Below are 21,549 nucleotides of genomic sequence, written 5' to 3' on the forward strand. Positions count from 1 at the left end.
GCCGTCATCTTGGCTCAGGCCAACGGGTCATGGTCGGGGTCGAGTTCGACCATCTGCCACGGCAGGCCCATGTCGCCGATCCGCGCCATGAAGGGGTCAGGGTCGAGCTGTTCGACGTTGAACACGCCGGCGCCCTTCCAGATGCCTTCCAGCATCAGCATGGCGCCGGTGACCGCCGGCACGCCGGTGGTATAGGAGATCGCCTGGGACTGCACCTCGCGGTAGCACGCCTCGTGATCGCAGATGTTGTAGATGTACACCTTGCGCCGCTTGCCGTCCTTGATGCCGTCGGCAATGATGCCGATGTTGGTCTTGCCCTTGGTGCGCGGCCCCAGTGAGGCCGGGTCGGGCAGCACCGCCTTGAGGAACTGCAGTGGAGCGATCTGCTTGCCCTCGAACTCGATCGGCTCGATGCGGGTCATGCCGACGTTCTCGAGCACCTTAAGGTGGGTGATGTACTTCTCGGAGAAGGTCATCCAGAAGCGAATGCGCTCCAGGCCCTTAATGTTCTGGCTGAGCGACTCGAGCTCCTCGTGGTACAGCAGGTAGATGTCCTTCTCGCCGATGCCGTCGAAGTCGAACTTGCGCTTCTCGGCCAGCGGCGGAGTTTCGACCCACTCGCCCTTCTCCCAGTAACGACCATTCGCGGTAATCTCGCGAATGTTGATCTCCGGGTTGAAGTTGGTGGCAAAGGGGTAGCCGTGGTCGCCGCCGTTGGCATCGAGGATGTCGATGCGGTGGATCTCGTCGAACAGGTTCTTCTGCGCATAGGCGCAGTAGATGTTGGTCATGCCCGGGTCGAAGCCGCAGCCCAGGGTGGCCATGTTGCCTGCCTTGACGTAGCGGTCGTGGAAGGCCCACTGCTCCTTGTACTCGAACTTGGCCTCGTCCGGGTGTTCGTAGTTGGCCGTGTCGAGGTAAGGCACGCCGGTCTGCAGGCACGCCTCCATGATGGTCAGGTCCTGATAGGGTAGCGCCACGTGGATCAGCACGTCCGGCTTGAACGACTCGATCAACGCCACCAGGGCTTCAACGCTGTTTGCGTCGACCTGGGCCGTCTGGATCGGGCGGTCTAGTTGGGCCGCGATGGCCTTGCATTTTTCTTCATTGCGGCTGGCCAGGCAGATCTCGCTGAAGACTTCCGGGTGCTGGGCACACTTGTGAGTGACGACGCCTCCGACGCCACCGGCGCCGATAATCAGGACTTTGCTCATGGGCCTCTCGAATCCAGATCGGGAATGTCAATGAAAGGGTAGGGGCTTATCGGATTTTCGGCCATCTCGTCATGCCCGCGCCCGATGCACCCGGTCTTGCGCTGCGCGCTGATGATGGCGCCCCGAGCCCCCGGTATCAAGTGATTTTCGTGAGTGACATGCTACCAAAGCATGAGGAAAACGACCGCGCTGAGCGGCTGTTATGGGAGTGGTGAATAAAAAATAAAGCAGGCTAAGTATAACCTGTGTTATGAAAAGTTATATCAGGCAATGGTGTAGTATGGTCGACTAAAAATATCGGGCGGGGTAACGGGGTGATGCTTCTCAACAGTACGCCGATCAAGGATTTGATCGAGCGCGGTGCCTTGTCGGAGCAAGCTCAGTCCCTGTTGCTGGGCCTGGAACTGCATCCACGCAAGATCTCGGCTGGCGAAGTGCTCTGGCTAGAGCGATCGGACGTCGACACGTTCGGCGTGCTGAGGGAGGGCTGGGCCTATTCATTCCGCCATCTCGGCAATGGTTCGATGCAGATCCTCAAGCTCTACCTGCCTGGCGATATCATCGGCATGCGCGACTTCGGCTTCTCCAAGCGCCTGGCGGGCGTTGCAATGATCAATGACGGCGTCGTCTGCCCCTTTTCCCACCACCAGTTGTTCGAGCTGCTCGGCCATTCCGCGGCGCTGTCGGCCAGTCTCGTCACCATTGCCGTGCGCCAGCAGGCCATGCTCACCGAGCGCCTGGTCTACCTTGGCCGACACACGGCGCAGCAGCGATTGGCGCATTTCCTCTACGAACTCTACCTGCGCCTCGAACGGATCGGCTGCGTGGAGGACGACAGCTTCTTCATGCCGCTGTCCCAGGAGCAGCTCGGCGACGCGCTGGGGCTGAGTGCGGTGCACGTGAGCCGCACCTTCGCCATGCTGCGCGAAGAGGGGCTGGTACTACGTGATCGACACCAGGTCTGGCTCCCGGATCGCCAGGCCCTGGCCGATCTGGCAGAGTTCAATCACACCTATCTTGAAGAAGTCACTCCTTCTGCCTTTTTGGAGCTTTAAGCGATACCCGACATGTGCAAGCAAGAGGCGGCATGCCTGGCGGTGCTGCGCTCAGCCGCCATACTCTAGCGACACGCACAGCGACGGAGGCAGGGATGCCACGTTCCATCGAGATCAGCGCCGCAGCTGACGTCATCGATCGCATTGTCGAGCAGGCGGGAGAGGTGAGCGGTGTGGTCAGCCTTTCGCGCCAGAAGGGGCATCGCTGACGCCGCCGGGCGACGTGCTCACCGTGCATGCCACCGATGATGCCACCCGGGCGATGCTTGGCATCCTGACGGACCTCGACGTGCCGAGGAAAGGGACTGTCAGCCTGAGCGAGCCGACCAGCCTGCTTTCGGTTGAGTACCAGAAGCTCATCGACAAGGAATCGAATGAGACGATCTGGGACGACATGGCCTTCCTGCTGCGCAGGGACACCAATGTGTCGTTCAACTATCTCATGCTGATGGCGTTGGCGGGTGCCATCACGGCGGCGGGGCTGTGGTCCGACACGCTGCATCTGATCATTGGCTCGATGATCATTGCGCCAGCCTTCGAACCGCTGCTGCGGCTGCCGCTGGGCCTGATCACGCGTGCCAAGGAACTGATCCCGAGCGGCCTGGTGTCCATGACAACGGGCTATCTTGCCCTCGCCCTCGGGGCCGTGTTCGCCACCACCGTGCTGAATCTATGGGAGCCGGGTGCCAAGCCGGCCCTCGCCGAGCAGCGCTGGGTGGGGTACTGGTCGTCGCTGAGCTTCGCCGGCGTGCTGATCTCGGCGTTTGGCGCCATTGCTGGGCCGGTCATCGTCAGCGCCCAGCGCTCGGTCATGACCGTCGGCGTCATGATCACGCTGGCGCTCATCCCCAGCATGGGCATCGTGGGCATGGGGCTGGCGACTGGCGACCTTGGGCTGGCCGGCCAGGGCTTCATTCGCTGGCTGGTGGATGCCCTGCTCGTCACCGTCATGAGTGCCGCGGTCTTCGGGCTGAAGAAGCGCTTTCTGCATCATCGCTTGCACGCGCTGAGCTGGGCTGCCGGTGCCTGGCTTTGGCCGTCCTCAAGGGGCAAAACGATGCGGGTAGGAACGAAAAAGCACCCGTAGGTGCTTGATTCGTATAGTTGATTGGTGGAGGCGGCGGGGATCGAACCCGCGTCCGCCGGTACTCGCTCTTCGGCTCTACATGCTTAGGTCCGTTTTTTGGTTTAACGCATCTGGCTCCAACGGGCAGGATCCAGCTACGCGATTCCTCGAAGGTTTAGCGATTGACGAGAGGACGTCGTCAACCGCGATCCCATCATCTTTAGCTCATATCCCCTCCGCGATGAATGGGCACATCGCTTTGGGGCCGGACTAGAAGCTAACAGCGTTTAAGCTGCCAGCGCGCCCTGAGCGTAGTTGTCGTCGTTTGCGACTATTTAGTCGTGATGTTGGATTTACGAGATACATCACGCTCTCGGCATGCACCTAGGAGGTTGTCACCGGCGTCGAAGCCATGTCGCCCCCGTAGCAGACCCATCTTACCAGCATGGGTACGACTATGACACCTGCCGTTGGCCCGGGTTCCCCGTATTTCGCGTTGGTGGCGATTCGAGTGCCGTCAGCCTGCAGTGTTATCGCTGGGACCGCTCAGGCCTTGGTGTGTTCGCGCATGATCCGGCCCTTCTGGCGCTGCCAGTCGCGATCTTTCTCGGTGGCGCGCTTGTCGTGAAGCTTCTTGCCCGTCACCAGGGCCAGCTCGCACTTCACCTTGTTGCCCTTCCAATAGAGCTTGAGCGGCACGCAAGTGTGGCCCTTCTCTTGGGAGCGCGAGAAGATCTTGGCGATCTCCTTGCGGTGCAGCAGCAGTTTGCGGGTGCGAGAGGGGTCGGCGATCTCGTGGGTGCTGGCGGTGTTGAGCGGCGTGAAATGGCTGCCCAGCAACCATGCCTCGCCGTCCTTGATCAGGATGTAGGTGTCGGTGAGCTGGGCCTTGCCGGCGCGCAGGCTCTTGACCTCCCAGCCGGCCAGCACCAGGCCGGCCTCGAAGACTTCGTCGATGTGATATTCGAAGCGAGCCTTCTTGTTTTGGGCGATGACGTTGCTGCCGGGACCCTTGCCCTTGCCTTTCTTGTTGGCCATGGAACCTCGTGTCATGTTCTGCCTAGGGCGCCTTCCCTTCGATGTGGGGGAAGCGTGATACCATTCAAGGCGTGAAATAACCGCTCATGATACGCCCTGGGCACTGTGAAGTCAGCGGAGAGCTCAATGCCAACGGTAAACCGGTCCGCCCTGGTGCGGCACACCCCCGAGGAGATGTTCAAACTGGTCAATGACTTCGAGCGCTATCCGGAATTCCTGCCCGGCTGTCGACGTGCACGCCTGCTGGAGCGCGATGAGTCGCACTTGATCGGTGAAATGACGCTGGGACGCGCGGGCATCGAGCAGAGCTTCACCACGCGCAACGACCTGATCGAGCCCGAGCGCATCGAGATGTCACTGGTCAGCGGTCCCTTCAAGCGGCTGCGCGGGCGCTGGCTGTTCCTGCCAATGGGCGACAATGCCTGCAAAGTCTGCCTGGAGCTGGAGTTCGAATTTGCCAACCGCCTGCTGGGCATGGCCTTCGGCAAGTTGTTCCAGCAGGTGGCCGGTCAACTGGTCGATGCCTTCACCCAGCGTGCCGATCAGCTCTATGGCCGCTGAAGAGGGGAGGGTACGCGTCGAGGTCGCCTTTGCCCTGCCGGATCGGCAGGAGGTCGTCATGCTTGAGGTGCCGGTAGGTACCACGGCACGCCAGGCCGTAGACCGCGCGGGGCTGCCGGCCCGATTTTCCGAGCTGCCGGCCGAGACCTTCGCCTCGGCCGATCTCGGCCTGTTCGGCAAGCTGCTGCGTGACCCCGAGGGGCAAAGGCTGCGTGACGGCGATCGCGTGGAGGTCTATCGGCCGCTGCTAATCGACCCCAAGGCGGCCCGTGCCCGGCGTGCCGGGCAGGGCTAGGCGGCGCTCACAGCTCCAGCGGCTGGCCGGTGGCGGGCTCGCCACCCTGGGGCAGGGTGCCGCCGGCATCCGGTGCCGACTGCGGTGCCGCTTCCGGCTGGCTGGCAGGCAGGGTGCCCAGCGGGGTGGCGCCTTCGACCGTGGGGCCGATGCTGTCCGGGACGCGCAGCTCGATATCGCGATCGAAGTTGCCGTCGCGCTGCACGTCGACCAGCTGGTCGCCGGCGAAGGTCAGCGTGACGCGGCGCTGCTGCACGCCGCCGTGGGCCTCGTCGAGGCGGAACACGTAGTCCCACTGGTTGGCATCGAAGGGCGCTTCGAGCAGCGGGCGGCCCATGACGCCGACCACCTGGGCACGGCTCATGCCGGGCTGCAGCTGCTGGACCATGCCTTCGGTGATGTAGTTGCCCTGCGGCAGGTCGCGCTTGTAGACGCAGCCGCTGGCCAGCGCCAAGGCAAGGAAAAGGGTGGCGGTTTTGATCAGCTTTTGCATTTGTGTCCGTTCTTCACTATCGTGGATTCGGTCGATCATACCCGACCCTACCTGATACTGCGAAGAGCGAACATGGCGGACCAGAACCATGAACTGCGCAAGGCGGGCCTGAAGGTCACCCTGCCCCGCGTGAAAATCCTCCAGATTCTCGAGAATGCCACGGGACAGCACCACCTGAGCGCGGAAGACGTCTACAAGACGCTGCTCGAAGCCGGTGAAGACGTGGGACTGGCAACCGTCTACCGCGTGCTGACCCAGTTCGAATCGGCAGGCCTGGTGATTCGCCATAATTTTGATGGCGGCCACGCGGTCTTCGAGATCTCCCAGGAGGAGCACCACGACCACATGGTATGCCTGGATACCGGTGAGATCATCGAGTTCTTCGACGACACCATCGAGCGTCGCCAGAAGGAGATCGCCGAGGAGCACGGCTTCGAGCTTGTCGACCATGCGCTGGTGCTGTACGTGCGCCCGCGCGGTTCCAGCACAACCAAACCCTGAGCCCTCGGCCCGCTGGGCCGCCTCATGCAAGTTAAACAAAAGCCCCGTTTGCGGGGCTTTTTGCATTGTATCGCTTGTGTGTCTTTGCTGTATCGCTTGTGAGTCGCCTGCGGCTATCGCCTGGAAGAGATGTGCCCGGGCTCGCTGCCGAGACACCGGGCTCAGTGAGCCGCGCCCTGCTGGCTGGCGTCCAGCATTTCGCGTGCATGGGCCAGGGTGCGGTCGGAGAGATGCACCCCGCCGAGCATGCGAGCGAGCTCGCTGACCCGCCCGGCCTCGTCGAGCAGCGCCATGCGGGTTAGGGTGGTGTCGCGCCTGGCCTGCTTCTCGATATGCAGGTGGTGGTGGGCCTGCGCCGCCACCTGGGGCAGATGGGTCACCGTCATCACCTGGCCGTTCTCGCCCAGTCGGCGCAGCAGCTGGCCGACGATCTCGGCGGTGGCGCCGGAAATGCCGACGTCTACCTCGTCGAACACCAGGCTGGGGATGGTCGAGTGGCGTGCGGCGACCACCTGGATCGCCAGGCTGATGCGCGACAGCTCGCCCCCGAAGCCACTTTGCTCAGCGGCCGCGGCGGCTGGCCGGGGTTGGCGCTGATCAAGAAGCGTACCCCCTCCATGCCTTCTGGCTGGGGGCTCTGGCGCGTTGCCACCTCTACTTCGAAGCGTGCCTTGTCCATGGCCAGGAAGGCGAGCTGCTCCTGCACCGCCTTGCCAAACCGGCTCGCCGCCTCACGGCGTGTCTCGCCCACGCCGCGTGCCTGTTCGCGCCAGCGGTCGCGCAGGCTCTCGACCTCGCTGCGCAGCGCCTCGAGATCGTGGTCGCCGCCTTCCAGCCCTTCTAGCTCCTGATGAAGCCGGCGGTGCAGTGCGGGCAGCTCGTCGGGCATGACATGGTGCTTGCGGGCGATACGGTGCACCTCGCCCAGGCGCGACTCGACCCAGGCCAGGCGCTCTGGGTCCAGCTCCGTAGCGTCGGCGAAGCGGTGCAGCTCGCGCACGGCTTCCTCGACCTGGATGCGTGCCTCGCCGAGCATGCCGATCACCTCGGCCAGCGCACCGCGATCACTCCCCGGCAGCGGGTCGAGGCGCTGCAGTGCTTGGCTGAGCAGCGCCAGCACGCCGCCGTCATCGCTGTCGCAGCATTCCGCCGCATGCTGCGCCTCGCGCAGCGTCTCCTCGGCGTGGGCGAGCTGCTCCTGCTCGTGCTCCAGGGTAGCAAGCTCGTCCTCGCCCAGGGCAAGGAGGTCCAGCTCCTCGACCTGATAGCGCAGCAGCTGGCGGCGTGCCTGGACTTCGTCACCGTTCTCGGTCAGCTGCTTGAGCCGTTTGCGGGTTGCCTGCCAGCGGCGAAAGGTGTCGGTGAGCTCTGCCACCGCGCTGCGGTGGCCGGCAAAGTCGTCGAGCAGGCGCAGGTGGGTCTCCTCCTGCAGCAGTGCCTGGTGCGCATGCTGGCCATGGATCTCGACCAGGCGCTCGCCCAGCATCTTGAGGTCGGCTACGGTGGCCGGCTGGCCGTTGATCCACGCCTTGGAGCGCCCGCCTGCGGTCACCACGCGGCGCAGCAGGCAGTCATCGGCGGGCAGCTCGCGCTCCGCCAGCCATGCCCTGGCTGCCGGCAGGGCGGCAATGTCGAAGCGCGCCGAAAGGTCGGCGCGTTCGGCTCCGTGGCGCACGCTGCCGGCATCGGCGCGCTCGCCCAGGCACAGCCCCAGGGCGCCCAGCAGGATCGATTTGCCGGCCCCGGTCTCGCCGGTGATGGCGGTCATGCCGCCGGCAAGCTCCAGGTCGAGCGTGTCGACGATGGCGTAATCGCGAATGGCAAGCTGAGTCAGCATGGCTCCTCCTGGTGCGAGGCTCTGCAGAGTGCTGGATGGGCATACACGTAATTGGGCTTTTATACAGTAGTCCATGAGTGGGCTCAACGCACCCGGCGATGGCGTGCAAGACACTTGAGTTTGGTCCGATGGCCCCCATATAGGCCGCAGACTGCCAAGGGTTACCGAACCGACACCCGTACGGCCCGCACGGCCGGATCACGCTTCAGGAGATGTGCATGGCTAAAGAATCCCAGACCCCGCTTGACGACGAGCTGGTACGACGCGAAGAGGAAGCCGAGCCGCAGCCGGCACCCCTGGAAGGCCAGCTTGACGAGGCGCCCGATTCGACCGAATCGGTCGAGTTCAGCGACAACCCCGAAGCCGACATGCTGGCGGCCCAGGTCGAGGAGCTCGAGCAGCGCCTGGCCGAGGCCAAGGACCAGGCGCTGCGCGCCGCCGCCGAGGCGCAGAACGTGCGCCGCCGCGCCGAGCAGGAGGCCGAAAAGGCGCGCAAGTTCGCCCTGGAGCGCTTCGTCAAGGAGCTACTGCCGGTGGTCGACAGCCTGGAGAAGGCGCTCGAGGCTATGGGCGAGAGCGCCAGCGACGCCCACCGCGAAGGGGTGGCCATGACGTTGAAGATGCAACACGACGTGCTGGGCAAGTTCGGCGTCGAGACGGTCGACCCGGCCGGCGAGCCCTTCGATCCGCAGTACCACGAGGCGATGGCCATGGTACCCAACCCCGAACTCGAGCCCAACAGCGTGATGGACGTGATCCAGAAGGGCTATCTGCTCAATGGCCGTCTGGTACGCCCGGCCATGGTAGTGGTCAGCCAGGCCGCCGGTTGAGGTAGCGAGAATGAAAGGCAGGGTGGGGCTTGAAAAGTCATCGGCCGCCCCCAGATAGACGTCAACCGCGGCGGTAGCCGCAGCACGACTTCAAGGCAAACGAATTTTTCGAGGATTTCCTATGGGACGCATCATCGGTATTGACCTGGGGACCACCAACTCTTGCGTGGCCGTGCTCGACGGCGACAGCGCCAAGGTGATCGAGAATGCCGAAGGCGCTCGCACCACGCCCTCCATCATCGCCTACACCGATGATGGCGAGACGCTGGTTGGTCAGTCGGCCAAGCGCCAGGCGGTCACCAACCCGCAGAACACCCTGTACGCCATCAAGCGCCTGATCGGCCGTCGCTTCAAGGACGATGTCGTTCAGAAGGACATCAAGATGGTCCCCTACACCATCGCCGAAGCCGACAACGGCGACGCCTGGGTCGAGGTGAAGGGCAAGAAGCTGGCACCGCCGCAGGTCAGCGCCGAAGTGCTGAAGAAGATGAAGAAGACCGCCGAGGACTACCTGGGCGAGCCGGTCACCGAAGCAGTGATCACCGTGCCGGCCTACTTCAACGACAGCCAGCGCCAGGCCACCAAGGACGCCGGGCGCATCGCCGGGCTCGAGGTCAAGCGCATCATCAACGAGCCGACCGCGGCGGCGCTGGCCTACGGCATGGATAAGTCGCGCGGCGACAAGACCATCGCCGTGTACGACCTGGGCGGCGGCACCTTCGACATCTCGATCATCGAGGTGGCCGATGTCGACGGCGAGACCCAGTTCGAGGTGCTGGCCACCAACGGCGACACCTTCCTGGGTGGCGAAGACTTCGACATGGCGCTGATCAACTACCTGGTCGAGCAGTTCAAGGCCGACAGCGGCATCAACCTGTCCGGCGACAACCTGGCCATGCAGCGCCTCAAGGAAGCCGCCGAAAAGGCCAAGATCGAGCTCTCCAGCGCCCAGCAGACCGACGTCAACCTGCCCTACATCACCGCCGACAACACCGGGCCCAAGCACCTCAACGTGAAGGTGAGCCGGGCCAAGCTGGAGTCGCTGGTGGAGGACCTGGTGCAGCGCTCGCTGGGGCCGTGCAAGACTGCGCTCTCCGATGCCGGCCTGTCCGCTTCCGAGATCGACGACGTGATCCTGGTCGGCGGCCAGACCCGTATGCCGTTGGTGCAGAAGAAGGTGGCCGACTTCTTCGGCAAGGAAGCGCGCAAGGACGTCAACCCGGACGAGGCCGTGGCCGTGGGTGCGGCGATCCAGGGCGGCGTGCTGGGCGGCGACGTCAAGGACGTGCTGCTGCTCGACGTCACCCCGCTGACCCTGGGCATCGAGACCCTGGGCGGTGTGATGACCCCGCTGATCGAGAAGAACACCACCATCCCGACCAAGAAGACCCAGACCTTCTCGACCGCGGATGACAACCAGACCGCCGTGACCATCCACGTGCTGCAGGGCGAGCGCAAGCAGGCCGGCCAGAACAAGTCGCTGGGTCGCTTCGACCTGGCCGACATTCCGCCGGCGCCGCGCGGCGTGCCGCAGATCGAGGTGGCGTTCGACCTCGACGCCAACGGCATCCTCAACGTGTCGGCCAAGGACAAGGCCACCGGCAAGGAGCAGTCGATCATCATCAAGGCCTCCAGCGGTCTCTCCGATGAAGAGATCGAGCAGATGGTGCGCGACGCCGAGGCCCACGCCGACGAGGACAAGAAGTTCGAGGAGCTGGTGGCACTGCGCAACCAGGCCGATGGCATGATCCACGCCTCGCGCAAGACCCTCTCCGAAGCGGGCGACAAGGCCAGCGACGAGGAGAAGCAGGCCATCGAGGCCGCCATCGCCGAGCTCGAGGAAGCGCTCAAGGGTGACGACAAGGACGCCATCCAGGCCAAGTTGGACAAGCTGACCGAGGCGTCCGGCAACCTGGCGCAGAAGATGTACGCCGCCCAGGCCGAGGCCGCCCAGCAGGCCGGTGGCGAGCAGGCCGATGCCGGAGGCAAGCAGGACGACGACGTGGTCGACGCCGAGTACGAAGAAGTCAACGACGACCAGAAGAAGCAGTAATCGCCAAGGCGATGCCACGGACGACGGTAGCGCGGGAGGACGACTCCCGCGTTGCCGTTTCCGCGGATCGGGCACAACTGCCTAGACCAGGAGGCGCATGGACCCATGTCCAAACGCGATTATTACGAAGTGCTCGGCGTCGAGCGTGGGGCCGACACCAAAGACATAAAGAAGGCCTACCGGCGGCTGGCGCAGAAGTACCATCCCGATCGCAATCCGGATGACGACACTGCTGCGGAGAAGTTTCGCGAGGTCTCCGAGGCCTATGAAGTTCTCTCCGACGGCGAGAAGCGCGCCGCCTACGACCAGTTCGGCCATGCCGGGGTCGACGGCCAGGCCGGCGGCTTCGGTGGCGGCGGCTTCGGCGGCGCCGGTGCTGGTGGCTTCAGCGACATCTTCGGCGACGTGTTCGGCGATATCTTCGGTGGCGGCGGCGGCCGGCGCAGCCCGCATGCGCCGCAGCGTGGCAGCGACCTGCGCTACAACCTCGAGCTCGACCTGGAGAGCGCGGTTTCCGGCACCACGGTCGATATCCGCGTGCCCCGCCACGTGGAGTGCGACCGCTGCGACGGCCAGGGTGCCGAGCCGGGCTCCACCAAGGAGACCTGCCCCACCTGCAACGGCCACGGCCAGGTACGCATGCAGCAGGGCTTCTTCGCCGTACAGCAGACCTGTCCGACCTGCCACGGCAGCGGCGTGCACATCAAGGTGCCGTGCCACAAGTGCCATGGCGAAGGGCGCGTGCGCGAGACCCGCACCCTCTCGGTGAAGATCCCGGCTGGGGTGGACACCGGCGACCGCATTCGCCTCAATGGCGAGGGCGAGTCCGGCGTCAACGGCGGCCCGCCCGGCGACCTCTACGTGCAGGTGGCGATCAAGCCGCACCATATCTTCCAGCGCGACGGCAAGCACCTGCAGTGCGAGGTGCCGATCAACTTCATCGATGCCGCGCTGGGCGGCGAGCTCGAAGTGCCTACCCTCGACGGCCGGGTCAAGCTCAAGATCCCGGCGGAAACCCAGACCGGCAAGCTGTTCCGGCTGCGCGGCAAGGGCGTCAAGCCGGTCCGCGGCGGCCCCCCGGCGACCTGCTGTGCAAGGTGGTGCTGGAAACCCCGGTCAACCTCAGCGAGGAGCAGAAGGCGCTGCTGCGCCAGCTGCAGGAGAGCCTCGACGGCAGCAACAGCCACAGCCACTCGCCGAAGAAGACCAGCTTCTTCGACGGCGTGAAGAAGTTCTTCGAGGACATGAAGCCGTAACCTTTGTCCTTTTCGATGCAGCCTACCATTGATTAAGTGGTAGGCTTTTTTTATGCTGCTAAGAAACTACTATGTGAATTTATGTGATGAACTTATCTTCGACACTTTCTCTAAACGTCATTAGTAACTATATTTTTTACACGACACCAAGGGAATTAGATACGCTACCAGACACTTGTCAGGGGTGTACGCATGGTTTGCGCCGCCACCCAGTAAAGTTTCTCCTCCTATAGATGAAAAAACGTATTTGCACTATGCGGCAATATGCGGTGCATCTGGCGAGGAAGTTATATTGGGGAAGCGTTATAGGGCTGGCATAAATAAAAAGCCTGTTCCTAAGCAAAGCTATTTTACTAAGGTTTTGTCGAACCGTCAGTCAATAGAGATTTCGGCCATTGCAGCCCTTTTTCGCCGCCATTATATGTTGGCAAAGCATGCGGCAAAGAAGGAATAAAAGGTAGGTTGAAACAAGAGTCGAATAGCGCTGATTTTAGGAGCAAGTTTTTAAAGTTAGCTAAAGGAAGTCCCGCCATGACCACCTTCAATTTTAAAAACTGTTTGATAAAATATATTGATGTAAAGGGTTTGCTGGCTGAGCAGTTGGTTAGCGAAGAGGGCGAAGTTGTGGAAGATGTTGTTGAAGACGCATGCAGGTTTTTAGAACAGGCTGTTTTTTGGGCTGGTTTTCCAGCGCTGAATACTAAAATGGGGGTTTGATATGGATTTCAATATATCATTTGAAGACATTGAACAAAAAAAGAGTCTAGTTCGTACTACTGTACATTCTCGGAGCAGAAATATAACGCGCTGCATAAAGTATATGTTATGTCTGGCGCTACTGAAATAGCAAATGTTAAAAAAATAAAGATATTATGTTGGTAGATGACCTTAGGGGGGATGAGCTATGGGGAATGCATCAGTTAATCCAAAGAAACATATCACCTGATCGTGTCGATGAGATAGTTTCAAATTATCTTCAAAACTCTACTAAAGCTGTCAAGTTTTTCCCATCCATTACTGTTGTACTTGTTCCTAAAGAAGGTAACAGACCTGGCAATCAATATGGTAGTAGCCATGAAAATGGATTAAATATAGATGGCGTGAGCATCTCTCACCCTGGATCAGATGATAAAAAAAGGCTCGTAAATAATGTTCCAGTTACCCTAAAGTGGGATAAGGATAAAATTTCGGCCGTTGTTGTAGATGGGCAGCACCGTGTGGCCGCCCTGAGAAAATTTTATCATGGCGAAGGATCAGAAGGGCGTAGCAGTATATCCGTTTCCTTTGTGTTGTTTGAAAATTCTGCTGAACTTCCTGTTGTTGATGCTACGAGGCAACTGTTTATAGATGTAAATAATACTCCTAAGCGAGTATCTGAGCAAAAACTAATTTTCATAGACGATAGAAACCTCTTAAGGAGATTAACTGCTCGAACGCTAGGTGCCTTAGCCCCAGGCGCTGATTCGGCAGATGATCCGTATCAGGCTCTTCATCATCGAGGAGCTTTTGAATTTTCACAACATCACCATATTAGTAAATACTTAGTAGGTGAGGATGGTAATGACGATGAGGATATAAATGTTATCTTTAGGACACACGAAAGTCTGTTTCCATGGGAAGTTACTCATATTCTAACCTTGCATGAGGATATTATACAGTCAATTATTTTGTCTGAAAGAAGCGCAATTGACGGCAATCCAAGCATAATTAAAATTTGTCGTATAATTAATGAAAATCTCCTTGAGGCGTTGCTCGATGATGCGTTTGAAGAGTGGTGTGATGATAAGAATGATCTGCCGTTTTTCTTAAAAGAGCAAGGCCTCGAAGAGGGGGAAAGAGAAGCATTTATTAGGCTGATTGAGCTGCGTTCTAGCTACATTGAAGCCCTCAAGGAAATAAATGAGTCGGGTGAGCTGGTAAAAGAAAGAGAGGAGAATGTACGAGATTTAAAAGCTCAGTATGTAACTAAGTACGAATCATTAAAAGCTTTTGACTTTTCTGTAAAAAGCACTACGAGCCTTGCGGGCACCTCTTGCGAAGTTGTTTGTAATATCGTAAAAGATACTTTCAACGGACTATGGTTCGTAAGGGAACTGCAAAAAATATTAGAAAATGGAGTTGAAGGGTTTGGCCCTGAAGATGCCTATAAATTTGTTGTCATGAGCAAAGAAAAATACTCTTCCTGGAGTCGAAGTGGTAGTGCTAAAGTAAAGCAGGCTAGGATGGAATACCTAAGCATGAACGACTTCAGCGAATCAAAAAGTCTTGCGCTGAAGTATTTCATACAGCGTTTAGAGAGTGTTACTTTAGGCAACCTCCTAAGGTCGCTTGTTGGCCAGCAAATGTTGTTTGGCTTCCTCATTGCCCAAGACCGAGGGCGGGAAGGGGATTTGAGCTATCTTAATGGTCATCTTGGGGAGCTGATTAAGCCAATAAATAACTTAGGAGAAGCAGGCTTTTTAACCATGATAAAAAAATAAAACTTGAGGTCTGTAACAGGACTTTGGAGCTTTCCCCATGGGATGGCTTAATAGTTAAGAATGGGGCAATGAGCCCTGGCCCGAATAATGCTGCTAAAGGAAGTAGGCTTTTAAAGCTCCTCTCTGAGGGAGTTAGGTGTCGTGCAGATACAGCCAGAAAAAGGGTTGGTGTTAGTGACTATAACTCAGTGGTCATGTCTTATGGGGCGAGGCTTTTTGAAAAGCTAAATGGTGAAATAAATATTGACGAAATTTGGAAATCGCTCAGGGAGGAGAAGTATATTCTGTATCTTACAGACAATGAAGCAAATAATTTTTCAGCTGAAGACTTTCCCGATGCCGAGAGTCCAACCTACCCTCGGCTTGTCAAGAAAGTATTAGGAGGTAAGTTTCTCGAAGAGGTGTATGACGCTATGCACCCTGTGATGGAATCTTAGAGTTCGCTGGCGACATGTAGAGCCCATAGCTTTGCATATTCGTCCGGGGTCTTTCCTGGGTAAAGGTGCTCAAGGATCAACTCTGTTGCGGTCTGGCTCTCACCCAGCCAGACCGCCTTATCTAAAAGCATTGATCCAAATTTAAAGCTACCACTATTAGCGATTTTCTGTGTTCTCTTTTTTCTATGGATAGGAAGAAAAGCTCACGCGCTATTAGATTGGGAGAAATTCCTGTCTTTATTTTTTCTCTTTTTAGCTTTTCTTCTGAGCTCTCTGTTAGAGAAAATCTGTTGGGCAGCATTAAAAATAACCTCTCTTCACAGCTGTGCTTTCTGTGTTGCTCGAGTAATGTAACTCATATTTTTTTGATATGGCGCGTTTGAATACAAAGGGGGCGCTACTAAGTGAAATCTCAGTGTCAGTTGAAAGTAGGAGAACCTGATGGCTGGCATATGGGAAATAGCTTTCAACTATATTCAATCTGTGAGCTGAGTCAAGTCGACCTAGTGGGGTGTCAATTATAATAGGTAATCGGCGACCGGATGTCCTGCCTAATGCTGCCAGCATGGCTGTTGCGTAAATTTGTTTTTCACCAGCAGATAGCTGTTCACGATCAACGGTTTTCCCATCGCTATAGACAAGGTCAACGTTAAAAATATCTGGGTCAATACGTGGAGTAAGGCCGGCATGGTTTTTACGTGCTAGTCGCTTAAAAAATTCTCCAAAGTGATGTTGGAGTTCATTCACCTTGTGAGTTTTTGCCCGATGGGAGTAACTTACGAGCATTTCTCTAACTGACTTTGCCATTGTGATAGCATGAGCATTCTCAGATTGCTGCTGGTATTCAGCTTCAAGTTTTCTCAGCTTGCGAATGCAGTCCATGGCAGCACGTAGCTCGCGCTTAGAGTTCTCACGCTTTTCTTCAACTTTGCTATTAAGGCGGCCTTGCTTGAGCAGTGCTTCATTCAGCTGTTCATAAAGTGGTTTGATTCGCTGCTCATCAGGAGCACGCTCTAGGTTTGTGGCACACTCACTAATTTGGTGCCGCAGGTTGTCGAGTTTCTGCTCAAGCTCGTCAACCTCTTTCTTTTGCTTCGGTGCTTCCACGGTAATCTGGTGGCGAAGTCGCTCAATCTCCCGGTCTGAGAGGTCGTGCATTATCTCCACTTTCTTGGGAGGTAGCAGGTTTTGACCAAAGGCTTTTTTTATAGCCTTATCAATCAGCGCGTGGTTATCTTGCAGTACACTTCCAAGCTCCTTGCGTAGTGCTTTAGCTTGACGCTTTGCTGCTTGATGAGTGACTTGATGTTTACGATAGTCGCTCTCAGCGTCGAGCTGATTTAGCAAAGCACCTAGCGCTGTCGGTGCCAGCGCCAAGGGATAGAGGGAGCCTTTGAGTGAGCGGATCCGGCCTCTGATGCTTTCTTGCTCAGCTAAAAGGCGCTCCATTCTATCCTTTTCAGCTGCCTGATTTTCGTACCAAGCGCCACCATGGGCTTCAATCTTTTGTTCCAGCTGTGCTATCTCAACCTTTAGGTTATGCAACTGATCTTCTAGCTTCTCTTTGCTCTCAAGCTCAAGCTGGTAGCTTGCGTAGTATTTCTTATAGTCAGCTTCAAGTGACTCTGCTTCATTGCGGATAGCATCGGGAAGTCGGCCCTTCGAATGGCTGCGGATGTAAACAGCGAGATCTGCGCGTAGCTTATTGACAATATCAAGTCCTAGCAGGCGTTGAATTGCGTCTGCAAGTGCTGCGTTACCCTTGGATTCCGACAGTTCGGCTATCTTTTCACCGTCGAAAAAGAAAAGATCAGCTATTCCTAGGGGGATTAAGTCATTTAGAAAACTTTGCCTTTGGTCATAGGAAAGATTAGAAAGAATCTCCCCATCTCGAGTAATCTGGAGATTTTCCGAAATTTCACCGCTAGTATCTCGAAACCAACTACGTACTACATCGTAGTCGTGCTGATGCCCACCGTAGCTATCATAGAACCTCAGGCGTACGAAGGCACTGTTTGGTGCTCGCTCATGCCCGCTGGGTTTATATATACAGTCAGCCAAATATTGGTGATATTCCTCGCTTGATACCTTGGCGCCAAGGATGCGGCGACCATAAAGCGTAAGTCGCACGGCTGTGAGAATGGATGTCTTGCCAGTCCCATTTAAGCCGCCGAACAAGATGATGGGCTTCTGTCCATTAGGATCTTCTGGCATGAGGTCGATTTCATGCTCTCCGCGGTAGACCCTAAAATTTCCGATTTTTAGCGATTTTAGGATCATTTGCTCAGCTCGTTGTATTGGATTTCTAGTCCTGCAAGGAGCTCGTCGTAAACGCTTTTGGCGTTACGGATTTTTCCTTGGTAGACTGTGTTTTCCTGAAATATGTCTTGCATGTTACTTTTAGTCACATGCATATTATGCAAGACTAAGCTGGCATCTTGCTTCTTTGTATGCAGCGTATCGAGATCACCCCAATCTTGGTTAAGTAGGGCATCGATCCGCTTGAAGACTCCGTGTCGTTTGCTAAGTCCATCCAATGACTGCTCCAGCTGCAATAATTTGATGACAAGCTCTATAGGTGTGCCATGCTCTTGGCAGGCGTCTCTCAAGGCGATCGCATCTTGCTGTGAGAGTACACCAGCGGAATCCTTCATCCATTCTAATTTAAAGCCATAAACGCTGGCATAGATGGAAGGGAGTGTATCCAGGGCATCTGGCTCGTTAGGATCGTTGAGCCATTCGAGGCGTATATGCTTTAGTTCGTCCTCATGGATCAGCCGGATAAAATTTCCGCCATCGTTGAGGTTCTTCTGAATTTCCAGAAGCTTCTTAAGCCAGGCCTGACGATATGCCATCCAGTACGGACCTGGAATCACCTTCTTCTCGATGGTGGTGTCGTCGTCGATCTGGCCGCGTGCATACTGCACCTTGCCGGTACGACGCTTGTGATTGCGATACTTGGCCTTGTTATGAGGCCGTGTCGTACGATAAAGAAGGTCCCGGAACGACTTGAGCCGCTTCATCCATATCTCGCCGGACTCAATTAGCCCTTCCATAGCACGGTCTTTGGTCACCACGGTGCAGGTCCAGCAACCGAAGCGTGAGTTCCCGCATGAAGGTGTCTTAGTATCGATTACTACAGGGCATTCGCCTGCGTTCGAATCTTTGTAAAGCTCAAACAGCTTATGGTGTGTTCCGCCCCAAGGAGCTGGCGCTCCTAAAAGATACATCCATACCTCATCGAAGGACCAATCCTCGATAGGCATATAGGTATAGGCACCTGGAAGGGAGGAGTGCTTGGATAGCAGAGAGCCATCCACTTTGTGCTTGGCGATGACTTGGGCGCGGGATGCGCTCTCTTGGCTGCGAGCGCCGAGTACCACAATCACCTCGCCGTGACGCGTTACCTTATCTAGAATGAAGCTGCTGACCGGGTCAATCTTCATTCGCTCCGTGCACCAGCGGAAGCTCTGAGTGGGTGCAGGATAACCTTTGCCCAGTAAGTTCACCCAGAAGGTATCATTGGCCTTTGGCACCACTTGATGAGCTGAGAAGGGCAGGCCATCTTTCTGAGCTCGAGTGTTGATCTGCTCCAAAGTAGTTGAAATGAGGTCGACGACTACCGGAGTCTCCACCAGAGTGTCTGAGCAGACCACATAGACGTGCTTATGACGCTCCTGGGCCGGCAGTTTCTCTATGGCGGTATAAATCAGGGAGAGAACCGCCGTTGAATCCTTTCCGCCACTGAAACCGATTACCCAAGGCCTCTCATCCTCTAGGTACAAGGTTTGGAGTTCAGTGAGCAGGTCAGGTAGAGGTCGCCCTGCAAAGCTTTGTGCGGCAACCATTTCGTCCCGAGTGGCGAATAGCGTATCAGTGCTCATCGTGAGTACTTTTCCTCGAGTTGGCGCTGTTCATCGCTGAGGGGGATATTTAAGCGCTGCTTGAGGTAGCAGGCGAGGCGTTCTACTGAAGTATGCGATTTCGAAATGCGACCATCTCGTAGGCAGCGCCCTTCCCATTCTGGGTTCGAGCGGTTCCAGTTTTGATTGGTTAGGCATTCTAAGCGTGCGGCATACCAGTCGGGCTCATATCCAGGAGCTTCATGTCTAAGTGAAGCGCAGGCAACAGCTAGCGCTTGGAGAAAAACACCGTGAGCATGGATGCTGCCTTGGCGTAGCTGCATCGGAAGATTGATATTTTCCATAGCTTCCTGCCAGTCAGGCATGACTTGGCAAACGCCTGACCAAAAAGCGATGCATTGCGTATGCTCGTCCCCACTAGCTACGTCGCGTTTGCGTTTTTCCAAGAAACGCCAGCTAGCATTCTTGATGGCGCTTAGCGTGAACAACTTGCGCGACTTGAGAGGTAGAGAGCTCTTCTCGACCTCAGTCAGCTCGCGAAAGCAAGGGACTTCCTGCATAACGCAGCGCGCCAGAGTCGAGGCGGCGTCACGTTTGTCAAAAAATGTGTTGAGCGAGGTACTCGGTCGGATCGCATGGCGGTTCAGATCAGCAAACATCTGCTGGCTGCGCTTGAGTCCTTCATCGATGAACAGCAATACAGGAATGCTGTCATGCCCAAGCTCCTTCTTTTTGGTCACTGCGCGCTCTATGGCGGCACGCCTATGCTGACCATCGTTAATAAGGAGCCGAGCTTCGCGAGGTATACACAGCTTGCCTACCAGTGGAACAAGCTCTTCCCCGGAAGGTACAAACTCAGCTTCTTGGTCAAGCGACGCTGTAATAGCGGGAAGGATGTAATTCTCAGCGTTCTGGGTCAGGTAATCCGTAATTTCTGGAATGCGTCCGGGATTGATTGCACGCTGAGCACGCTGCTCAGGCGGAAGGCCAGAGTCATCGTAGCTGAACAGCTTCGGGATGAGGCGCAGCGGGCACATGATGGTGTAGCATGCACGCCCCCTGGATCCCCCGCAACGCAGGGAAATCATGGGTTTGCTTCTTAGTCTCACGCATCGCTTGTGCCATGATTACGTTCATTTAGACGTACTGGTACGTTGATTTTAACGTAAAACAGCATGAGTGTGAACGCTTTTCAACCTTTTTGTCTGTTTTTTTATACAGTGTCTGGCTGAAGGCAAGGTTGCCACTTTCAAAAGTCTTTAGAAAGAGGGCCATTTTTGTCTAACCTCTCGTTCCGCCTGGCGCTGCACCTCGGGGCTGGCGCCGATCCAGCCGCCGTCTTAGTCTGGTAGCTCCGATACGAATGGAGATCGTTACAATGCCGATGTCGCGTGCCGAGATTGCCACCGAGTCCGGGGCGAGGGTGATGAACCGGCTGTGCAAGCACTGGGCGCACAAGCTGGAGGTGGCGCAGGGCGAGGAGGAGAGCCGGGTGGCGTTCGAGGATGGTTCCTGCGTGATGCGCGTCGAGCCGGGCAAGCTGGTGGTGGCCGTCGAGGCGCTGGATGAGGAGACCCTGGATCGCCTGGAGGGCGTGGTCGACGCCCACCTGCAGCGCATGGCGGGCGACGAGGAACTGGCCATCGTCTGGGAAAATTGAGTGCACCCATAACGCCCCGGCGCGCCCACCTCGGCATGCTGCTGTGGGCGCTGCTGGTGGGGCTGTCGTTTCCCGCCGTGGGGCTGATGAGCGAGCTGCCGCCGCTGTCCCTCACCGCCCTGCGCTTCGCCATCGCCTGCGCCGGCCTGTGGTGGCTGGCGCGGCGTGCCGACGACTTTGGCCGCCCTGGCAGCTGCTGCCGCTCTATATGCTGATGGGGCTATGCCTGGCCGGCTTCTTCGGCGCCATGTTCTGGGCCGCCCACCACGCCACCGCGCTCTCCATGGCTACCCTCTACGTCAGCGTGCCGCTGCTGGCCTACCTGCTGGGGCTGGGGTTTCGCGTCGAGCGGCTGGGCTGGCAGCTGCCGGCCATCCTGGCCCTGGGCGCGGCCGGGGCCCTGGGGCTGGCCTTCGCCGAGGCGCAAGACCACGGCGAAAGCATGCGGCTGGGCATCGGCGAGGCGGTCTTCTTCCTCGGCTGCATGTCGTCGGCGCTCTATCCGGTATTGAGCAAGTGGGGGCTGGCACGTGAGTTGCTGCCGGAATCGGCGGCGGTGCGCACCTTCTGGAGCCTGGGCCTGGGCGGGGTCGCCATCGGCCTGCTAGGGCTCGCCATCGAGCCGGCGACCCGGCTCGTCGCCATGCGCTGGCATGACTTCGCCCTCGTAGTCTATCTGGGGCTCTTCTCCAGTGCGCTTACCTTCTTGCTGTTGCAGCGCGCTACCTCGGTGCTCAGCCCGGGTGCCGTCACCGCTTACGGCTACATGGTGCCCTTTGTCTCCATGCTCGTGTTGTTCGCCACCGCCCCCGAGCAGGTCGGCTGGCACTGGCTGCCGGGCAGCGCGCTGGTGCTGGCCGCCATCGGCCTGCTGCTGCGGCAGGGTGGCGAAGGGGCTCAACCGCGCTGA

General features: G+C 57.8%; 19 protein-coding genes, 1 other RNA gene and 2 pseudogenes. 14 read left to right on the top strand and 8 right to left on the bottom strand.

Going from position 1 to position 21,549, the window contains the following annotated elements:
* Positions 1-14 precede the first annotated feature (14 nt).
* Positions 15-1,214 (bottom strand): saccharopine dehydrogenase family protein, encoded by a 1,200-nt coding sequence (locus ACUDAL_RS17290; RefSeq protein WP_444679000.1) that lies wholly within the window; start codon positions 1,212-1,214, stop codon positions 15-17.
* A 317-nt stretch (positions 1,215-1,531) separates the two neighbouring features.
* On the opposite strand from ACUDAL_RS17290, the gene ACUDAL_RS17295 reads away from it, so the two are divergent.
* Both ACUDAL_RS17295 and ACUDAL_RS17300 read left to right on the top strand, forming a co-directional pair.
* Positions 1,532-2,269, top strand: coding sequence for a Crp/Fnr family transcriptional regulator (locus ACUDAL_RS17295; RefSeq protein ID WP_444679001.1), 738 nt, complete (start codon positions 1,532-1,534; stop codon positions 2,267-2,269).
* A 232-nt stretch (positions 2,270-2,501) separates the two neighbouring features.
* Positions 2,502-3,356 (top strand): DUF389 domain-containing protein, encoded by an 855-nt coding sequence (locus ACUDAL_RS17300; protein WP_444679002.1) that lies wholly within the window; start codon positions 2,502-2,504, stop codon positions 3,354-3,356.
* Positions 3,357-3,378: 22 nt separating this feature from the next.
* Here ACUDAL_RS17300 and ssrA read toward each other — a convergent pair.
* Both ssrA and smpB read right to left on the bottom strand, forming a co-directional pair.
* Positions 3,379-3,758: a transfer-messenger RNA gene (gene ssrA / locus ACUDAL_RS17305) on the bottom strand.
* Between the two features lie 123 nt (positions 3,759-3,881).
* A complete protein-coding gene (gene smpB / locus ACUDAL_RS17310; RefSeq protein WP_444679003.1) occupies positions 3,882-4,373 on the bottom strand; it encodes an SsrA-binding protein SmpB in 492 nt (163 codons plus the stop codon).
* Between the two features lie 126 nt (positions 4,374-4,499).
* Between smpB and ACUDAL_RS17315 the strand changes: the two genes are divergently transcribed.
* Both ACUDAL_RS17315 and ACUDAL_RS17320 read left to right on the top strand, forming a co-directional pair.
* Positions 4,500-4,934 (top strand): type II toxin-antitoxin system RatA family toxin, encoded by a 435-nt coding sequence (locus ACUDAL_RS17315; protein ID WP_444679004.1) that lies wholly within the window; start codon positions 4,500-4,502, stop codon positions 4,932-4,934.
* Positions 4,924-5,229 carry an RnfH family protein gene (locus ACUDAL_RS17320; protein WP_444679426.1) on the top strand — a complete coding sequence of 102 codons (306 nt, stop codon included), beginning with the start codon at positions 4,924-4,926 and terminating at the stop codon, positions 5,227-5,229. The genes ACUDAL_RS17315 and ACUDAL_RS17320 overlap by 11 nt, the downstream gene beginning before the upstream one ends.
* A gap of 7 nt (positions 5,230-5,236) precedes the next feature.
* Here the strand turns inward: ACUDAL_RS17320 and ACUDAL_RS17325 are convergent, their stop codons facing one another.
* Complete coding sequence (locus ACUDAL_RS17325) at positions 5,237-5,722, bottom strand: outer membrane protein assembly factor BamE (RefSeq protein ID WP_444679005.1); 486 nt, start codon at positions 5,720-5,722, stop codon at positions 5,237-5,239.
* Between the two features lie 72 nt (positions 5,723-5,794).
* Here ACUDAL_RS17325 and fur point away from each other — a divergent pair, with 72 nt between their 5' ends.
* The gene (fur, locus tag ACUDAL_RS17330) at positions 5,795-6,223 is read left to right on the top strand and encodes a ferric iron uptake transcriptional regulator (protein WP_444679006.1); all 429 of its coding nucleotides are present in this window, start codon (positions 5,795-5,797) and stop codon (positions 6,221-6,223) included.
* 161 nt (positions 6,224-6,384) lie between these two features.
* Here the strand turns inward: fur and recN are convergent.
* Positions 6,385-8,060 (bottom strand): annotated as a pseudogene (recN, locus tag ACUDAL_RS17335) (DNA repair protein RecN).
* 218 nt (positions 8,061-8,278) lie between these two features.
* Here recN and grpE point away from each other — a divergent pair.
* The 6 genes and pseudogenes from grpE (at position 8,279) to ACUDAL_RS17365 (ending at position 15,116) form a co-directional block, all read left to right on the top strand.
* A complete protein-coding gene (gene grpE / locus ACUDAL_RS17340) occupies positions 8,279-8,890 on the top strand; it encodes a nucleotide exchange factor GrpE (RefSeq protein WP_444679007.1) in 612 nt (203 codons plus the stop codon).
* A gap of 121 nt (positions 8,891-9,011) precedes the next feature.
* A complete protein-coding gene (gene dnaK / locus ACUDAL_RS17345) occupies positions 9,012-10,943 on the top strand; it encodes a molecular chaperone DnaK (protein WP_444679008.1) in 1,932 nt (643 codons plus the stop codon).
* A gap of 105 nt (positions 10,944-11,048) precedes the next feature.
* Positions 11,049-12,199 (top strand): annotated as a pseudogene (dnaJ, locus tag ACUDAL_RS17350) (molecular chaperone DnaJ).
* Positions 12,200-12,730: 531 nt separating this feature from the next.
* Positions 12,731-12,916, top strand: a complete 186-nt coding sequence (locus tag ACUDAL_RS17355; protein WP_444679009.1) for a hypothetical protein — start codon at positions 12,731-12,733, stop codon at positions 12,914-12,916.
* Between the two features lie 194 nt (positions 12,917-13,110).
* Positions 13,111-14,679: a DNA sulfur modification protein DndB gene (locus ACUDAL_RS17360; RefSeq protein WP_444679010.1), complete on the top strand. Its 1,569-nt coding sequence runs from the start codon at positions 13,111-13,113 to the stop codon at positions 14,677-14,679.
* Positions 14,680-14,747: 68 nt separating this feature from the next.
* Positions 14,748-15,116 (top strand): hypothetical protein, encoded by a 369-nt coding sequence (locus ACUDAL_RS17365; protein ID WP_444679011.1) that lies wholly within the window; start codon positions 14,748-14,750, stop codon positions 15,114-15,116.
* Positions 15,117-15,416: 300 nt separating this feature from the next.
* Here the strand turns inward: ACUDAL_RS17365 and dndD are convergent, their stop codons facing one another.
* Genes dndD through dndB form a run of 3 tightly spaced genes read right to left on the bottom strand, consistent with a single transcriptional unit; the run spans position 15,417 to position 20,067 of the window.
* Positions 15,417-17,396 carry a DNA sulfur modification protein DndD gene (gene dndD, locus ACUDAL_RS17370; RefSeq protein WP_444679012.1) on the bottom strand — a complete coding sequence of 660 codons (1,980 nt, stop codon included), beginning with the start codon at positions 17,394-17,396 and terminating at the stop codon, positions 15,417-15,419.
* Positions 17,393-19,000, bottom strand: coding sequence for a DNA phosphorothioation system sulfurtransferase DndC (gene dndC, locus ACUDAL_RS17375; protein WP_444679013.1), 1,608 nt, complete (start codon positions 18,998-19,000; stop codon positions 17,393-17,395). The genes dndD and dndC overlap by 4 nt, the downstream gene beginning before the upstream one ends.
* Complete coding sequence (gene dndB / locus ACUDAL_RS17380; RefSeq protein WP_444679014.1) at positions 18,997-20,067, bottom strand: DNA sulfur modification protein DndB; 1,071 nt, start codon at positions 20,065-20,067, stop codon at positions 18,997-18,999. Before dndB ends, dndC begins: the two co-directional genes overlap by 4 nt.
* A 290-nt stretch (positions 20,068-20,357) precedes the next feature.
* Between dndB and ACUDAL_RS17385 the strand changes: the two genes are divergently transcribed.
* From ACUDAL_RS17385 to ACUDAL_RS17395, 3 genes are read left to right on the top strand one after another with little or no spacing between them, the layout of a single operon-like run.
* Entirely contained in the window at positions 20,358-20,639 is a 282-nt protein-coding gene (locus ACUDAL_RS17385) for a DUF2218 domain-containing protein (protein WP_444679015.1), read from the top strand.
* Positions 20,636-20,854 carry a hypothetical protein gene (locus tag ACUDAL_RS17390; RefSeq protein ID WP_444679016.1) on the top strand — a complete coding sequence of 73 codons (219 nt, stop codon included), beginning with the start codon at positions 20,636-20,638 and terminating at the stop codon, positions 20,852-20,854. Before ACUDAL_RS17385 ends, ACUDAL_RS17390 begins: the two co-directional genes overlap by 4 nt.
* Positions 20,848-21,549 (top strand): EamA family transporter, encoded by a 702-nt coding sequence (locus tag ACUDAL_RS17395; RefSeq protein WP_444679017.1) that lies wholly within the window; start codon positions 20,848-20,850, stop codon positions 21,547-21,549. Before ACUDAL_RS17390 ends, ACUDAL_RS17395 begins: the two co-directional genes overlap by 7 nt.

It is taken from the genome of Halomonas sp. E19, from assembly GCF_052439355.1.
Taxonomy (GTDB): domain Bacteria; phylum Pseudomonadota; class Gammaproteobacteria; order Pseudomonadales; family Halomonadaceae; genus Halomonas.

Coding starts and splice junctions, on each gene's coding strand:
- ACUDAL_RS17395 (WP_444679017.1), top strand. CDS start 20,848: ATGCTGATGGGGCTATGCCTGGCCGGCTTCTTCGGCGCCATGTTCTGG.
- ACUDAL_RS17325 (WP_444679005.1), bottom strand. CDS start 5,722: ATGCAAAAGCTGATCAAAACCGCCACCCTTTTCCTTGCCTTGGCGCTG.
- grpE (WP_444679007.1), top strand. CDS start 8,279: ATGGCTAAAGAATCCCAGACCCCGCTTGACGACGAGCTGGTACGACGC.
- ACUDAL_RS17360 (WP_444679010.1), top strand. CDS start 13,111: ATGCATCAGTTAATCCAAAGAAACATATCACCTGATCGTGTCGATGAG.
- ACUDAL_RS17295 (WP_444679001.1), top strand. CDS start 1,532: ATGCTTCTCAACAGTACGCCGATCAAGGATTTGATCGAGCGCGGTGCC.
- ACUDAL_RS17320 (WP_444679426.1), top strand. CDS start 4,924: ATGGCCGCTGAAGAGGGGAGGGTACGCGTCGAGGTCGCCTTTGCCCTG.
- smpB (WP_444679003.1), bottom strand. CDS start 4,373: ATGGCCAACAAGAAAGGCAAGGGCAAGGGTCCCGGCAGCAACGTCATC.
- ACUDAL_RS17355 (WP_444679009.1), top strand. CDS start 12,731: ATGACCACCTTCAATTTTAAAAACTGTTTGATAAAATATATTGATGTA.
- dndC (WP_444679013.1), bottom strand. CDS start 19,000: ATGAGCACTGATACGCTATTCGCCACTCGGGACGAAATGGTTGCCGCA.
- dndD (WP_444679012.1), bottom strand. CDS start 17,396: ATGATCCTAAAATCGCTAAAAATCGGAAATTTTAGGGTCTACCGCGGA.
- ACUDAL_RS17365 (WP_444679011.1), top strand. CDS start 14,748: ATGAGCCCTGGCCCGAATAATGCTGCTAAAGGAAGTAGGCTTTTAAAG.
- fur (WP_444679006.1), top strand. CDS start 5,795: ATGGCGGACCAGAACCATGAACTGCGCAAGGCGGGCCTGAAGGTCACC.
- ACUDAL_RS17385 (WP_444679015.1), top strand. CDS start 20,358: ATGCCGATGTCGCGTGCCGAGATTGCCACCGAGTCCGGGGCGAGGGTG.
- dnaK (WP_444679008.1), top strand. CDS start 9,012: ATGGGACGCATCATCGGTATTGACCTGGGGACCACCAACTCTTGCGTG.
- dndB (WP_444679014.1), bottom strand. CDS start 20,067: ATGATTTCCCTGCGTTGCGGGGGATCCAGGGGGCGTGCATGCTACACC.
- ACUDAL_RS17290 (WP_444679000.1), bottom strand. CDS start 1,214: ATGAGCAAAGTCCTGATTATCGGCGCCGGTGGCGTCGGAGGCGTCGTC.
- ACUDAL_RS17315 (WP_444679004.1), top strand. CDS start 4,500: ATGCCAACGGTAAACCGGTCCGCCCTGGTGCGGCACACCCCCGAGGAG.